This window comes from Oleiphilus sp. HI0125 (genome assembly GCF_001635355.1).
Map to the genome: position 1 here is coordinate 1 of NZ_LWGF01000135.1, position 15276 is coordinate 15276.

Sequence of the window (15276 nt, forward strand, 5' to 3'; positions counted from 1 at the left end):
TCGTTAGACAGAGACGAAATTTCTGCTAAAAGTTAATTAGATATAGTTATAAAACTGCATTGGCTTTTCAGATCCTTTTCTTGTGGATCAGCCTTGTTTTAATAAAGGAAATCTCATGACAATAAGAACATTGCTTTTAGGCTCGGTGCTTGCTTGCGGTACGTTTGCTGCGAGTGTTGATGCGAAAGTATCGCAAGCTGAGGCCGATAAACTGGGCAAGTCCCTTACGCCGTTTGGCTCTATAATGGAAGGCAATGAAGCGGGTACGATACCTGCTTGGAATGGTGGTCTAAAGACGCCGCCGGCTGGATATGAAGGGGCAGGGCACCATCATGTAGATCCTTTTCCCGATGACAAAATTAAATTCAGCATTGATAAAAGCAACTATCCAGGCTTTGAGAAATATATGACTCCAGGGCAATACGCCTTGATGGAAGCTTATCCAAATAGCTTTTCAATGGATGTTTACCCAACTCGACGCACACATGCTATGCCGGATTGGGTAAATCAAAATACGAAAGAAAATGCGACGACCGCTACCTTGTCAAAGGGCGGTGTGGGAATTAATGACGCATACGGTGGCATCCCATTTCCAATACTTCATGGCAGCAATCAAGACAAAGCTTTGCAAGCGATCTGGAACCATTTAACACGTTGGCGCGGTATTTTTCTTGAAGGTCGCTACACAGAGGTTGCCGTTCAAAGAGATGGCCGATTCACGCCTATAACCAAGCAACAAGAGGTTTTCTTTAACTTCCATAACCCAGAGGGAAGCTTTAAAGAAATGGATAACATCTTGTTCTATTTCTTAACCTTTAACAAAGCGCCTGCGCGACTTGCTGGTGGTGCTTTGCTTGTTCACGAAACATTAGACCAGTCTGAAGATGCACGCCAAGCATGGGATTACAATGCTGGACAGCGCCGTGTGCGTCGTGCTCCAAACTTAGCTTACGATTCTCCGATTGCTTCATCGGATAATACTCGTACCGCTGACGACACAGATATGTATAATGGCGCGCCTGATCGCTATGATTGGGAATATAAAGGCGTTCAGGAAATCTTTATTCCGTACAATAACTATAAGATTGGGCGTGAGGGTGTTAAATACGATGACTTAGTTATGCCTGGGCACTTGAACCCAGAGTATGTGCGCTGGGAATTACACCGAGTGCATGTCGTAGAAGCAAACCTCAAAAAAGGAGCTCGCCACATATACAAGAAGCGAGTGTTTTATATAGATGAAGACTCTTGGAGTATTGCTTTGGTTGATCAGTATGACAACCGTGGTGAGCTTTGGAGAGTAAGCGCTGCAATGCTGAAAAACTATTACGAATTGCCGGGCACTTGGACTACCTCGGATGTTTTTCATGACTTGCAGTCGCGTCGATATAGTGTCAATGGATTGTACTCTGAAGAACGACAGGCCCCTTTGTTTGAAAGCAAGGTTCCTGGTAAACGTTATTTTAAGCCGCAGTCTTTGCGTCGCCGAGCACGATAACCAACTTATAGTTACATGACGCTCCATTAAATGGGGCGTTTGAACGTTTTAAGGATAATAGATGAATTCTATTTTTCATCGCTGTTTTGGTCTTCTAGGGGGACGAAAGCTAGCGCAAGCATTTATAGGGGCGAGTGTTGTAGGTAGCTCGTTTTCGCTTCACGCAATGGATGTATTAAATACTCCTTCCTACCCTTCTGAATTAGCCTCTGAATATTTATTGGTTGATATTGAAAATCTTGGTCAGCGTTTAGTTGCTGTTGGCGCGCGAGGCCACATTATTCATTCTGATTCGCGAGGATCTTCTTGGCAGCAAGCGGATGTTCCTGTATCTGTTTTACTCACTGCTGTTGATTTTGTCTCGTCGGATAAAGGGTGGGCAGTTGGTCATGGCGGAGTCATTCTGCATTCAAATGACGGTGGTTTAAGCTGGGTGAAACAGTTTGATGGTAACCAAGCTAATCAATCCATCATAGAGCAAGCCGAAGCTTACATCGCTGAGTTAGAGTTTGAATTAGATGAAAGTGGTGGCTCAGACGAAGATCTCGAGTATGAACTTGAAGATGCTCAATATGCGCTCGAGGATGCTGAACTTGATGCTGAAATTGGTGCGTCAAAGCCTTTCTTAGATGTTGCATTTTTGACTGACACGCATGGTTTTGCAGTGGGTGCTTATGGGTTTTTGTTCGAAACGACAGATGGTGGTCGCACATGGGAAAATGCCGGCGACCGTCTGGATAACTTAGATCGTTTTCATTTGAACGCGATTAAGGTTCTTGAAGGTGGCAATTTGATCATTGCAGGTGAAGCGGGTGTGTTGTTTACCTCAAGTGATAAAGGTCAATCTTGGGATACGGTAAATAGTCCGTATGAAGGTTCGTTTTTCGGTGTTTTGCCTCTCAAGGATAAAAACAGCGCCTTGGTATTTGGTCTCCGTGGAAACTTGTTTAAGACCGTCAATGCTGGTCGCTCGTGGTCAAAAGTTGATTCGGGCACAGAAAGTTCACTGATGGGCGGTGCGTTAGATGGTAATAAGCAAATTAGCATTACTGGTAATGCAGGGACTGTGATAGTCAGCAATGATGGCGGTGAAACATTCTCTTCGTATTCCCGCGCAGATCGTTTAGGTCATACTGCGATGGTTTACATTACCCGTGATCGTTTGGCGCTCGTGGGTGAGTCTGGCGTGGAGTTAGTTAGTCCATCAGGCAAGAATCTTTAGACAATTTTTACTAGTGATAGTGTAAGAGGATTTACGAATGGCAAATGCCGATCAAAGTTCTGCGGGAACGAACAATAGTGTTGGTTCCGGTACGGTCGCGGAGCGCTTAATATTTAAAAATCGCCCAGTGATTCTGGGGATTTTTCTTCTAATAACCGCTTTTTTAGGCTTTAACGCAGCCCAAATTAAACCCGATGCATCTTTTGAGCGATTGATTCCGTTAGAGCATGAGTTTGTTCAAAATATGATGGACAACCGTTCTGATTTGGAGAATTTAGGAAACTTTATTCGTATTGCTGTAGCAGCGAAAGATGGAGATATTTTTAACAAAGCGTACATGGAGACGCTTAGTGAATTGACTGATGAGGTGTTTTATCTCTCGGGTGTTGACCGATCATCTTTGAAGTCTCTTTGGACGCCAAACGTGCGTTGGGTCGAAGTAACCGAAGATGGTTTTCAGGGTGGCCCTGTTATTCCTAACGGTTATGATGGTTCTCAAGCATCATTGGATCAGTTGCGTGCCAATATATTGAAGTCTGGTCAGGTTGGTAGTTTAGTTGCCGATGACTTCAAATCGACCATCATTTATGCGCCGTTATTTGAAATTAACCCAGAAACTCAAGAGCCTCTCGATTACCAAGCGTTCTCTAAAGAGCTTGAGGAAAAGGTTCGCGAGAAATACCAAGCATCTAATCCAAATATTTCGATTCATATTGTAGGCTTTGCGAAAAAAGTCGGTGACTTGATTGACGGTATTGGTGCGATCGCGACGTTCGCGCTTGTTACTATCGGTTTAACACTTAGCTTCTTGTATATCTATTCTCGCTGTCCAATCGCGACAGTGATTCCAATTGTGACTTCTATTGTCGCTGTTATTTGGCAGCTCGGTTTATTGCGTTTGTTTGGTTATGGGCTCGACCCGTATTCGGTGCTAATTCCATTCCTGGTATTTGCGATTGGTATTAGCCACGGTGTTCAAATTGTAAATCAGATTGCTGTTCAGCAAGCCTCGGGCCTAAATGCGCTTATGAGTGCACGCATGGCATTTCGTAACTTAGTGCGTCCGGGCATTTTGGCTTTAGTGAGTGATGCGATTGGTTTCTTAACGTTGTTCTTCATTGAGATTGAAGTTATTCGTGACCTAGCTGTTGCCGCAGGTCTAGGTGTCGCTGTGATCATTGTGACGAACCTTATTTTGCACCCAGTGATGATGTCTTATACCGGTTTGAGTAAAGGCGGACTGAAGCATGCGAAGAAGGTTGAAATGAGTGATCATAAACCATGGCGTGTACTTTCATTTATGTCTCATCAGAGTATCGCACCTATCTCTATTATGATTGCGATCCTAGGCTGTGTAATTGGTCTGTACTATCAAAAAGATCTAAAAATTGGTGACTTAGATCGTGGTGCTCCGGAGCTAAGGCCAGACTCCAGATACAACCTAGATAATGAATTTATTATTGATAACTACAGTACCAGTGCTGATATTCTTGTTGTGATGGTGAAAACTCCGCCAGAGCAATGTGCTTCGTATGAGTTATTGGACGTAATGGATCGCATGCAATGGCGTCTAGAGAATGTTGAAGGTGTGCAATCTACAGCGTCGCTCGTAACGGTCTCTAAGCTTGTTACTAAAGCATTGAACGAAGGTAGTTTTAAGTGGTTCGAATTATCGCGTAATCAGTCGATTATCAATTCATCTATTCAACGAGCGCCATCGGGCTTGATGAATACGGACTGTAGTATGACGCCAATGATCGTGTATCTCGATGACCATAAGGCTGAGACACTTGATCGTGTGATACAAGAGATGCAGGTCTTAATTGAAGAGTACCCGAGCGAAAACTATGAGTTCCTGCTCGCGGCAGGTAATGCCGGTGTTGAAGCCGCAACTAATCAGGTGATTGAAAAAGCGAAAACTGTGATGCTGCTTTCTGTTTATGCAGTGGTCAGTATCTTGTGTTTGATTACCTTCCGTTCGATTGCGGCAGTTGTGTGTATCATCACTCCTCTAGCCTTAACTTCAGTTCTGTGTGAGGCGCTAATGGCGCAATTAGGCATTGGTGTGAAGGTGGCAACTTTGCCAGTTATTGCGCTTGGTGTGGGTATTGGTGTCGATTATGGGATCTATATTTACAGCCAGCTAGAGACTAAGTTGAAAGAAGGCTTGGTTTTGCAGGAGGCTTATTTCCAAACACTTCGTACGACAGGTAAAGCAGTAAGCTTTACTGGTGTTACTTTGGGTATTGGTGTTTGTACCTGGATCTTCTCTCCGATTAAGTTCCAAGCAGATATGGGAATCTTGTTGTTCTTTATGTTCTTGTGGAACATGATCGGTTCAATGTGGTTGCTTCCAGCGCTTGCGCGTTTCTTGGTGAAAACCAAGAAAACGGCATAAATTCTTGAGTACAGCGTTCGATCTAGATATCGGGCGTTGTTCTCACAAATTATTAAATATGGCCGACTTTTATAGTCGGCTGTTTCATTTTGGAGCGAATCGTATAAAATCCGCTCTCTTTTATTTTTTATACCATCATGTGACCCATTGTAGGGGCCACCACTGAAGCGAGGTTGATGTGCCAGTAATTACTCTTCCCGACGGTTCTAACCGTTCTTTTGATAAAGCAGTCTCCATTTTAGAAGTTGCGCAGGATATTGGTCCTGGTTTAGCTAAAGCGACCATTGCAGGCCGTGTTAATGGCGAATTAAAAGACGCTTGTGATCTCATCGAAGGCGATGCAGAGCTTAGTATTATTACCGGTCGAGATGATGAAGGCGTTGAGATTATTCGTCATTCTTGTGCGCATTTATTAGGTCATGCGATCAAGCAATTGTGGCCTAACACGAAAATGGCAATCGGTCCTGTTATCGAAAATGGTTTCTATTATGACATCGATCTTGAGCACAAGTTAACGGACGAAGATGTCGAAAAACTCGAGAAGCGTATGCTCGAGCTTGCTAAAACGGATTATGACGTTGTTAAGAAAGTGGCAACTTGGCAAGAAGCTGTTGATACCTTCAAAGAACGTGGTGAGACATATAAGTTAGAGATTCTGGAACGTGATATTCCGAAAGATGCGACGCCGGGTCTTTATCACCACGAAGAATATATTGATATGTGTCGTGGGCCGCATGTACCGAACATGAAATTCTGCCATCACTTTAAGTTGATGCGAGTTTCAGGTGCCTACTGGCGCGGTGATTCTGACAACAAAATGCTGCAACGTATTTACGGAACAGCATTCGCGGATAAAAAACAGCTTAAGCAGCATTTAAATCGTTTAGTTGAAGCAGAGAAGCGTGACCATCGTAAGATCGGTAAGAAACTTGATTTGTTCCATATGCAGGACGAAGCGCCTGGATCAGTTTTTTGGCATCCGAAAGGTTGGAAGCTCTTTAATAGCCTTATTGGCTACATGCGTGTGCGTCAAGAGCGTGCCGGTTATATTGAAGTAAATACCCCAGACGTTATGGATCGGAGCCTTTGGGAGACTTCAGGTCACTGGTTTAATTATCGAGAAAACATGTTTACGACTGATACTGAAGATGGTCGTAATTTCGCACTTAAGCCAATGAACTGCCCTGGCTCAGTGCTGATGTTCTCACAAGGTCTCAAGAGCTATAAAGACTTACCTTTGCGCATGGCAGAATTCGGCAAGGTGCATCGCTATGAGCCTTCAGGTTCTTTGCATGGCTTAATGCGCGTTCGCCACTTTACGCAAGATGATGCGCACATCTACTGTACTGAACAGCAGATGGAACAAGAGTGTATTGATGTTGTAGCTCTTGTTTTGGATATCTATAAAGACTTCGGATTTGATGATGTAGTAATCAAATTGTCTACTCGACCAGAAAAGCGTATTGGTAGTGATGAGGTATGGGACAAGTTGGAGGGCGCTTTAAGTAAAGCTCTTGAGGCTATGGACTTGGATTATGTTTTGTACCCGGGTGAAGGCGCTTTCTACGGCCCGAAGCTTGAATTTGTGCTAAGAGATGCGATTGGTCGAGATTGGCAGTGCGGTACCTTACAGGTCGATATGAACTTGCCTGAGCGCTTTGATATTTCTTATGTCGATGAAGAGGGTGAGCGTGGCAAACGGCCGGTGATGTTGCACCGAGCTTTGTTCGGCTCTTTAGAACGTTTTATTGGTATATTGATTGAGCATTACGAAGGTGCGATGCCGTTTTGGTTAGCTCCAGAGCAGGCTGTAATCTTAAATATTACCGATAAACAGTCAGAATATTGTGAAATATTGCGAGAAAAGCTATATACACAGGGCTTTAGGGCTCACTTGGACTTGAGAAACGAGAAAATCGGCTTTAAAATCCGCGAGCACACAATTGCCAAGGTTCCTTATTTGCTTGTTGTGGGTGATAAGGAAATGGAAAGTGGGACCGTGGCTGTCCGAACACGCAAGGGTGAAGACCTTGGTGTGATGATTCAAGATCAAGTACTAGAACTATTTGAAAAAGAGTCTAAAAATAAAGGACGTAGCACAGACACTAGTGAGTAGCGTTTAGCTTACTCACGGCTGTCTTTTTGTTTTTGATTAATTGGAGAATTCGACATTAAGCGAAATAACCAAATGGGGAAGGCGAAGAAGGCCACCATTAATGAGAATATCGTAGCGGACGAAGTACGTTTAATTGCAGAGGATGGCGAACAAGTTGGTATCGTTCCTCTTAAAGATGCTCTTGCAAGAGCGGAAAGCGTGTCTTTGGATCTTGTTCAGATTGCAGATAGCGATCCTGTTGTGTGTAAGATCATGGACTACGGCAAGAAGATATTCGAAGAGAAAAAACAAAAGGCAGCTCAGCGCAAGAAGCAAAAGCAGACCCAAGTTAAAGAAATTAAGTTAAGGCCAGGGACGGAAGAAGGGGATTATCAGGTAAAACTGCGCAACCTGATACGTTTCCTTGAAAATGGGGACAAGGCTAAGGTGACGATTCGTTATCGAGGTCGTGAAATGGCCCATCAGGAGATCGGTATGCAAGCACTTGAAAGGATCGAACGTGATCTTGAAGAGTACGGCACTGTCGAACAGCGACCAAAAATGGAAGGTCGTCAAATGATGATGGTTCTAGCCCCTAAAAAGAGAAAGTAAAACACAGCTGTGGTTACTCGCCACAACTAGGCGCTTTGTTTTACTCAAATATTGATCCAATGCGGAGTGAGTTATTATGCCTAAGATGAAAGTAAAAAGCGGTGCGGCTAAACGCTTTAAAAAGACAGCCAACGGATTCAAGCATAAGCAATCCTTTACTAGCCACATTTTGACCAAAAAGTCGCCAAAGCGTAAGCGTCAGCTTCGCGGTTGCAAGCAAGTTGCAGACGCGGATCAAGCGTCAATCAAGCGCATGTTGCGTATCTAATTGGTTCAAAAAATTTAGTTTAGGAGAACACTATGCCTCGCGTAAAACGTGGAGTTACCGCGCACCGTCGCCACAAGAAAGTATTAAAGCAAGCTAAAGGTTACTACGGAGCTCGTAGCCGAGTATTTCGTGTAGCTAAACAAGCAGTTATCAAAGCTGGTCAATATGCATACCGTGACCGTAAGCAGCGTAAGCGTCAATTCCGTCAATTGTGGATTGCACGTATCAATGCTGGTGCGCGTTTGAACGGTTTGTCATACAGCCGTCTTATTGCTGGCTTGAAAAAATCAAACGTTGAAATCGATCGTAAAGTTCTTGCAGATCTCGCAATGAACGATGCGCCTGTATTTGCAGCGGTTGTTGAAAAGGCTAAATCAGCATTAGCTAACTAAAAGCCGTTTGTGAGGAACTGTTGAAAAGCTAATTTAGATTCAGCAGCCCGCACGAATCGAGCACATTTTAATAGGGGGCTATGCCCCCTATTTTTGTTTTCGGAGAACAATAAATGGAAAACCTAGATCAACTCGTCCAGAGCGCGAACAAGGCGGTATCCGACGCCTCTACTATCGCTGAACTGGATCAGGTACGCGTTGATTATCTTGGTAAGAAAGGCCAAATCACTGCATTACTTAAAGGTCTTGGCAAGCTAGATCCAGCAGAGCGACCAGCAGCTGGTGCTAAGATCAATGAGGCCAAAGAAGCCGTCATGGCTAACCTCAGTACTAAAAAAGATTCTATGGAACAGAAAGCGCTTGAAGCACAGCTCATGTCTGAAGCGGTTGATGTTACCTTGCCTGGTCGAGCTACCGACCTTGGCGGCCTTCACCCGGTAACAAAAACGATGCGTCGAATTGAATCGTTTTTTGCTAAGGCGGGTTATTCAGTTGAAGTGGGTCCTGAGATCGAAGACGACTACCACAACTTTGAAGCGCTTAATATTCCTGGGCATCACCCAGCGAGAGCGATGCATGACACCTTCTACTTCAACGCCAATACTCTTTTGCGTACGCACACTTCACCTGTGCAAGTTCGCACGATGGAAAAGGGTGAACCTCCATTTCGTATGATTTGTCCTGGACGAGTTTATCGTTGTGACTCAGATCAAACGCATACACCGATGTTCCACCAAGTAGAAGGTTTATTGGTTGAGGAAAAAGTTAGTTTTGCCGACCTTAAATCAACGATTGAAGAGTTCTTAAAAGTCTTCTTTGAAAAAGATTTAGAAGTGCGTTTCCGTCCTTCATATTTCCCTTTCACAGAACCATCGGCTGAAGTCGATATCGAATGGGGGCGCAATGCAGACGGCTCTACTAAGTGGCTTGAAGTAATGGGATGTGGAATGGTGCACCCGAAAGTTTTTGAAGCTAGCGGCATTGATGCAGAGAAGTATTCTGGCTTTGCATTTGGTCTTGGTGTTGAGCGTTTAGCCATGCTCCGCTATGGCGTAAATGACTTAAGAATGTTCTTTGAAAACGATCTTCGTTTTCTTCAACAATTTAATTAAAAATAGAAAGTGGAATCTCAATGAAGTTCAGCGAACAATGGCTTAGAGAGTGGGTAAATCCTGCAATTGAAACCGAAGCACTTTTGCATCAAGTTACGATGGCAGGCCTTGAGGTCGATGGTATAGAACGTGTTGCAGGCGAGTTTAGTGGCGTTGTCGTGGCAGAGATCCTTTCTGCTGAACAGCACCCGGATGCTGATAAACTCAGAGTTTGTCAGGTGAGTGATGGCAAAGAAACATTTAATGTGGTGTGCGGAGCTCCGAATGCGCGCGCAGGCATCAAGATTCCTTTTGCTCAAGTTGGTGCGCTATTGCCAGGTAATTTTAAAATCAAGAAAGCGAAACTAAGAGGCGTAGAGTCTTTTGGGATGTTATGTGCAGAAGCGGAACTTGGTTTGGCAGAAAGCTCAGATGGTTTGATGGAATTGCCGCTCGATGCACCTTTAGGTGAATCGGTGTATGAATGGCTAAAGCTCGATGACAACACGATCGAAGTTGATTTGACTCCAAATCGTAGTGATTGTCTCTCAATTGCAGGCCTTGCGCGTGAAGTCGGCGTTTTGAACAAAGAAGCGGTTTCCGCTCCGGTTGTTAATGCACTTAGCGCGACCATTGATGATACCTTCCCGGTCTCACTGACGGCCTCCGAAGCTTGCCCTAAGTATTTAGGACGTGTCATTCGTGGCGTAAATCCAAATGCTGAAACACCATTATGGATGGCAGAGAAACTTCGTCGTTGTGGTCTCCGTAGCATTGAACCCGCTGTTGATGTAACAAATTACATTTTGCTTGAGCTGGGTCAACCTATGCACGCATTCGATTTGAATACATTGAATGGTTCAATCGACGTACGTTTCGCCAAAGCTGGTGAAAAGTTAACGCTTCTAGATGGCCAAGAAGCAGAACTCAGAGATGATACTTTGGTGATTGCTGATGAGAAAGGACCTCTTGCGATGGCTGGCATTATGGGCGGTCAAGACACTGGCGTGACCTCGAAGACTCAAGATGTTTTTCTTGAGTGTGCGTTTTTCTCTCCTTTGGCTATTGCTGGCAAAGCGCGTTCATATGGTCTTCATACTGATTCTTCGCATCGTTATGAGCGAGGTGTCGACCATGAATTGCAACGTACTGCTATGGAACGTGCGACAGAATTACTGCTCCAGATTATGGGCGGCGAAGCTGGTCCAGTTGTTGATACTTCAGATACAGCTAATTTGCCTGAAAAGAGAACGGTACGGTTACGCGCCGAGAAACTTGAGTCTCTGCTAGGTATTTCTATTCCGAGTGATGAGGTTGTAGACATTCTTACTCGCTTAGGTTTGGAGCTTCTTTCAAGTGACGATGTATCGTGGGAGTTTGCGATTCCATCCTATCGTTTCGATATTTCCATCGAGCCAGATTTGGTTGAAGAGGTAGGTCGAATTTATGGTTATAACAATCTTCCTAAAACGACCACTCAAGGCGGATTAAATCTAGTTGCTGATGATGAAGCGACCACGCCGTATCACGTCCTTGAAGATAAGTTGGTAAGTCTCGGTTATCAGGAGGCAATAACGTACAGCTTTGTTGAGCAAACGCAGCAAGATGCATTGGCTACGAATGAAACGGCAATTCCTTTAGCAAACCCAATCTCGACAGATATGGGCGTAATGCGCACTTCGCTCTGGACTGGTCTACTGAATGCCGCTTCATATAATCAGAAGCGTCAACAATCACGAATTAAGTTCTTCGAAACCGGACTCAAGTTTATTGATGTCGATGGTGAGATTGTTCAAACGCGAATGCTCTCGGGCGTTGTCGTCGGAAATGTCGCTGAAGAAAACTGGTGTAACGAAAAACGTGTTGTTGATTTTTATGATGTGAAAGCTGATTTAGAGGCACTACTCTTTAGTATTGATAAATCAGTCGCGTTTGAGAAAGGTCAAAATAGTGCTTTGCACCCTGGCCAGAGCGCTCAGATTGTGAAGCAAGGTGAAATTATCGGTTATTTCGGTAAATTACACCCTAAATTGCAAAAAACTTTCGATTTGAATGGCTCAGTCTTTCTCTTTGAACTACGCTTAGATGAAACAGTAAAAGGCCAAGTGTCTAATTTTACTGAAGTTTCGAAGTATCCTGGTGTAAGACGCGATCTAGCGATTCTTATAAAAAGTGATGTTTCTTACCAGGATATTGAATCAGTAGTTCGCGAAAATGCGGGTGAAGACTTAGTCGATTTGAACGTGTTTGATGTATATGTTGGCGACAACCTAGGTGATGGTTTGAAGAGCATCGCGATGGGGATGAGTTGGCAGCGTGTGGATCGTACGTTGAATGACGAAGAGATAACTCAATCGTTTGACAAGGTTGTCACTGCACTTTCTGCGAGGTTTGATGCAAAAATAAGGAGTTAGAGCATGGGAGCTTTGACCAAAGCAGATATGGCGGAAAGCCTATATGAGGAAGTTGGTTTGAATAAGCGCGAATCCAAAGAGATGGTTGAAGCGTTTTTTGAAGAGATTTGTGATGCCTTGGCCCACAATGAACAAGTCAAACTTTCTGGTTTTGGTAACTTCGATCTACGCGATAAGAAACAGCGCCCGGGCAGAAATCCCAAAACGGGGGAAGAGATTCCCATTTCTGCTCGTCGTGTGGTAACGTTTAGACCCGGTCAAAAATTAAAAGCAAAAGTAGAAGAATATGCTGGAACCCAGTCATAATCACGAATTGCCGGTTATTCCCGGAAAGCGTTACTTCACAATTGGTGAAGTAAGTGAACTATGTGGCGTCAAAGCCCACGTACTTAGATATTGGGAGCAAGAATTCCCTCAGCTATCGCCTGTTAAACGTCGCGGAAACCGACGTTATTATCAGCGCCAAGATGTCTTGATGATCCGACAGATTAGAAGTCTGTTGTATGATGAAGGTTATACCATTGGCGGAGCGAAGCAGAAGTTGGCGAGTGATTCGGATGGTTCTGATAACGAAAAACCAAATCAGCTAATCAAAGAAATGATTGCTGAGTTGGAAGAAGTATTGGAAGTTCTAAACGCTTAAATTTTCGCGCCTCTTACAACATTATAAAAGCACGCTTCGGCGTGCTTTTTTGTGTATCAGGTTTATTTCTTTTTGGGCCTAAGTTATTATTGCGCCGTCTCACAAACGCTCGTTTGTAGTCTCTTCGGGATGTAGCGCAGCCTGGTAGCGCACCTGCATGGGGTGTAGGTGGTCGGAGGTTCAAATCCTCTCATCCCGACCATTTTTCTTTTCTAAAGTTGTTTCTCTTTGAATCGATTTGGAACATCGTAATGGAATTGTTCGATCGCATAATCGGAATACTCGGACCAATCATTTTAATTGTGGGAGTTGGTTTTTTCTTTGCGAAAAAATCACAGCCTGATTTGTCAGTTGTGAATAAGCTGAATTTAAATCTATTTACTCCTTTTCTAATTTTTTCAGTACTGTCGCAAAAAAATATTGAGCTTGATCAGTATTTGCTATTCGCATTTGTTGCGGTGTTGGTTGTACTCCTACCTGGTCTGTTATCGATCCCTTTAACGAAGCGTTTAGGTGTTTCTTGGAGAACTTTTCTTCCTCCAATGATGTTTCGAAACTCTGGAAACTTAGGGTTGCCGACACTGTTACTTGCATTTGGCGAACAGGCTATCGCAGCAGCTGTGATTTTATTTTTGATTGAAAATACACTGCATTTTTCTTTGGGAATGCGGATGTTAAGAACAGAATCATCTTTATTATCGTTACTGAAAATCCCGATCTTGCAAGCAACGCTCGTGGGTGTTGTGGTCGCTCATTTAGATTTTTCTGTGCCGCAACCAGTAGCTATTGGCGTTGAAATGCTAGGTCAGATATCCATCCCGCTAATGCTGTTATCGCTAGGTGCGCGAATGGCCCAAACGCAACTTTCTGATATCCGTCTCGGGCTCGTTTCAGCAATCTGGGCACCACTTTCTGGCTTATTGAGTTTGGCATTGGTGCTCGCAATGGTTTTGCCTTTCACAGGTTTATCGAAAGATCTCATTGCGATGCTTGTGATCTTTGCCGCTTTGCCTCCAGCAGTACTGAATTTTTTGATCGCAGAGCAGTTGAATCAAGAGCCTGATCGTGTTGCATCTATCGTGTTGTTAGGAAATCTATCGGCGCTTATTACTCTCCCGATCGTGTTCACTTTTGTCCTTTAATGAATCTAATTACGCTTTTTAGCGTGACGGTTTTAACCACATGCCTTGTTTTGGTTTTACAGTGGAGCCATCAGATTGTATGAATCGGAAGGGCACAGATTTCATCGTACCTTGGTCGTTGTATTGAATCACAAAGTGTAAATGTGGGCCGGTCGAAAAACCTGAGTTACCAGAGCGACCAAGCAAATCGCCAGCTTTGACTTTATCTCCTACTGCGACATCTATCTTGCCCATTAATAAGTGGCCGTACATGGCATAGGTGCCATCTTCATGAAGTACTTGCACGTAATTAGCTTTGTCTAGAAAAAAGCCGCTATTGGTCCCTGCGTAGGAATAGTTGTTTTTAATGCTGATTACGATGCCATCGCGCGCAGCGCTAATTGGTGTTGCAATGGGCATGGCGATATCCACAGCATGTATTTGAGGTTCCTGTGCATGGCTGAAGCGCCCGTTGAAACCTTGAGAAACCTCTAAAAGGCGGTGGCCTTTGAACGGAACAAGGTAAGTTGCAGTGGCGTCTAGTCTTGTATGTGGATCTCCGAGTATGCACCAGAATTCTATCTCGTTTGTACGCATGTGAGTGCGATCAGTTTGCAAGATAACTGTGTTTGAGAATGCTTGAACAAGGTAAGTGTTAGGTTCTTCCTCGGGTAATTGAACTTCGCAATGAACTGAGGTTAGTAGCTTGTTTTCGATACGAAACTCCGCCTTGTCCCCGGTGATAGTTTTGCTTAATGAAACCTCTGGAGGAGAATCTTTTTTCGTCTTTCTTATGTTGATGGATTGAGCGTTTTTGGCCTCAGGCTTTTTATCTGTAAAAAGCCAGTTTCCATTCGCGTCCTGGTATTTGTATATCTTTGCAACAACATGTTGCGAAACGAGGATAAAGGAAAGAGCAAGAGCGCTAATTATTATTTGCACGTTCTTTGAATCTCTGCGCGTAAGTCTTTTTCGCGTTGTTCCCGTTCTTGTTCTGTTACTTTCACGAATTCACCGTGTTCATCATAAAAAACGACGGGACCTTGAATGTCGGCTAGACGCTTCGCAGCTTCTTCACAATACTTCTTTTTGGCGGCTTGAATTTCGGCATTTTGTTTTTCTAAGAGAATTTTTTGCTCTGCGGCTTGGATTTTTTCAGCACGCCATTGTTCTTTGGCATTCTTAACCATTTCAGGATTGCTGAGATCTGTTGAGATATTAAGAGGCTGGATGTCATCACTGATATTTGTAGCTGATGTTCCAGTTGGAGGTCGATCTCCAAAGTGCGTTTTACCTTCATCATCGACCCACTTATAGACTTGTCCGTGCGCGAAATTAGTCAACATGATGCTAAAAGTGCAGGCTATGAGGTATAGGTTTTTGTTGCGTCGATTTGGCATTTAAAGTCCTTTTAAAGCGTTCTTCCTTAATGAATGAAATATGCTACGTGGCGCAAAAACTTCTAACAAGTCCGATTTCATCAATTATTTGTGATGGGCTAGAAGTATCGTCATTCCTAAAT

Annotated in this window: 14 protein-coding genes and 1 tRNA gene; 13 read left to right on the top strand and 2 right to left on the bottom strand. The window is 43.8% G+C overall.

What is annotated here, in order from left to right; all coding sequences use genetic code 11:
* The first annotated feature begins 115 nt into the window (after positions 1-115).
* From A3762_RS02240 to A3762_RS02300, 13 genes are all read left to right on the top strand, one after another.
* Complete coding sequence (locus A3762_RS02240) at positions 116-1498, top strand: DUF1329 domain-containing protein (protein ID WP_068476621.1); 1383 nt, start codon at positions 116-118, stop codon at positions 1496-1498.
* A gap of 61 nt (positions 1499-1559) precedes the next feature.
* Entirely contained in the window at positions 1560-2720 is a 1161-nt protein-coding gene (locus A3762_RS02245) for a YCF48-related protein (RefSeq protein WP_068753903.1), read from the top strand.
* 37 nt (positions 2721-2757) lie between these two features.
* Positions 2758-5118, top strand: coding sequence for an RND family transporter (locus tag A3762_RS02250; protein ID WP_068753905.1), 2361 nt, complete (start codon positions 2758-2760; stop codon positions 5116-5118).
* Between the two features lie 178 nt (positions 5119-5296).
* A complete protein-coding gene (gene thrS / locus A3762_RS02255; RefSeq protein ID WP_068753907.1) occupies positions 5297-7234 on the top strand; it encodes a threonine--tRNA ligase in 1938 nt (645 codons plus the stop codon).
* 72 nt (positions 7235-7306) lie between these two features.
* Positions 7307-7825 (top strand): translation initiation factor IF-3, encoded by a 519-nt coding sequence (gene infC, locus A3762_RS02260; RefSeq protein ID WP_068476613.1) that lies wholly within the window; start codon positions 7307-7309, stop codon positions 7823-7825.
* Positions 7826-7901: 76 nt separating this feature from the next.
* Entirely contained in the window at positions 7902-8093 is a 192-nt protein-coding gene (rpmI, locus tag A3762_RS02265; RefSeq protein WP_068476610.1) for a 50S ribosomal protein L35, read from the top strand.
* A gap of 32 nt (positions 8094-8125) precedes the next feature.
* On the top strand, positions 8126-8485 hold the full coding sequence (gene rplT, locus A3762_RS02270) for a 50S ribosomal protein L20 (RefSeq protein ID WP_068476609.1): 360 nt from the start codon (positions 8126-8128) through the stop codon (positions 8483-8485).
* Between the two features lie 113 nt (positions 8486-8598).
* On the top strand, positions 8599-9597 hold the full coding sequence (pheS, locus tag A3762_RS02275) for a phenylalanine--tRNA ligase subunit alpha (protein WP_068753909.1): 999 nt from the start codon (positions 8599-8601) through the stop codon (positions 9595-9597).
* A gap of 20 nt (positions 9598-9617) precedes the next feature.
* Positions 9618-11990, top strand: coding sequence for a phenylalanine--tRNA ligase subunit beta (pheT, locus tag A3762_RS02280; RefSeq protein WP_068753911.1), 2373 nt, complete (start codon positions 9618-9620; stop codon positions 11988-11990).
* 3 nt (positions 11991-11993) lie between these two features.
* Entirely contained in the window at positions 11994-12296 is a 303-nt protein-coding gene (gene ihfA, locus A3762_RS02285) for an integration host factor subunit alpha (RefSeq protein WP_068503101.1), read from the top strand.
* Positions 12277-12633, top strand: a complete 357-nt coding sequence (locus tag A3762_RS02290; RefSeq protein WP_068476600.1) for a MerR family transcriptional regulator — start codon at positions 12277-12279, stop codon at positions 12631-12633. The genes ihfA and A3762_RS02290 overlap by 20 nt, the downstream gene beginning before the upstream one ends.
* A 125-nt stretch (positions 12634-12758) precedes the next feature.
* Positions 12759-12835 (top strand) — tRNA-Pro (locus tag A3762_RS02295).
* A 49-nt stretch (positions 12836-12884) separates the two neighbouring features.
* Positions 12885-13775, top strand: coding sequence for an AEC family transporter (locus A3762_RS02300; RefSeq protein ID WP_068753913.1), 891 nt, complete (start codon positions 12885-12887; stop codon positions 13773-13775).
* Positions 13776-13793: 18 nt separating this feature from the next.
* Here A3762_RS02300 and A3762_RS02305 read toward each other — a convergent pair whose 3' ends face one another.
* Together A3762_RS02305 and A3762_RS02310 are read right to left on the bottom strand one after the other, a co-directional pair.
* Positions 13794-14696, bottom strand: a complete 903-nt coding sequence (locus tag A3762_RS02305) for a M23 family metallopeptidase (protein ID WP_068753915.1) — start codon at positions 14694-14696, stop codon at positions 13794-13796.
* Positions 14687-15154 (bottom strand): DUF4124 domain-containing protein, encoded by a 468-nt coding sequence (locus A3762_RS02310; RefSeq protein ID WP_068753917.1) that lies wholly within the window; start codon positions 15152-15154, stop codon positions 14687-14689. Before A3762_RS02310 ends, A3762_RS02305 begins: the two co-directional genes overlap by 10 nt.
* Positions 15155-15276: the final 122 nt, after the last annotated feature.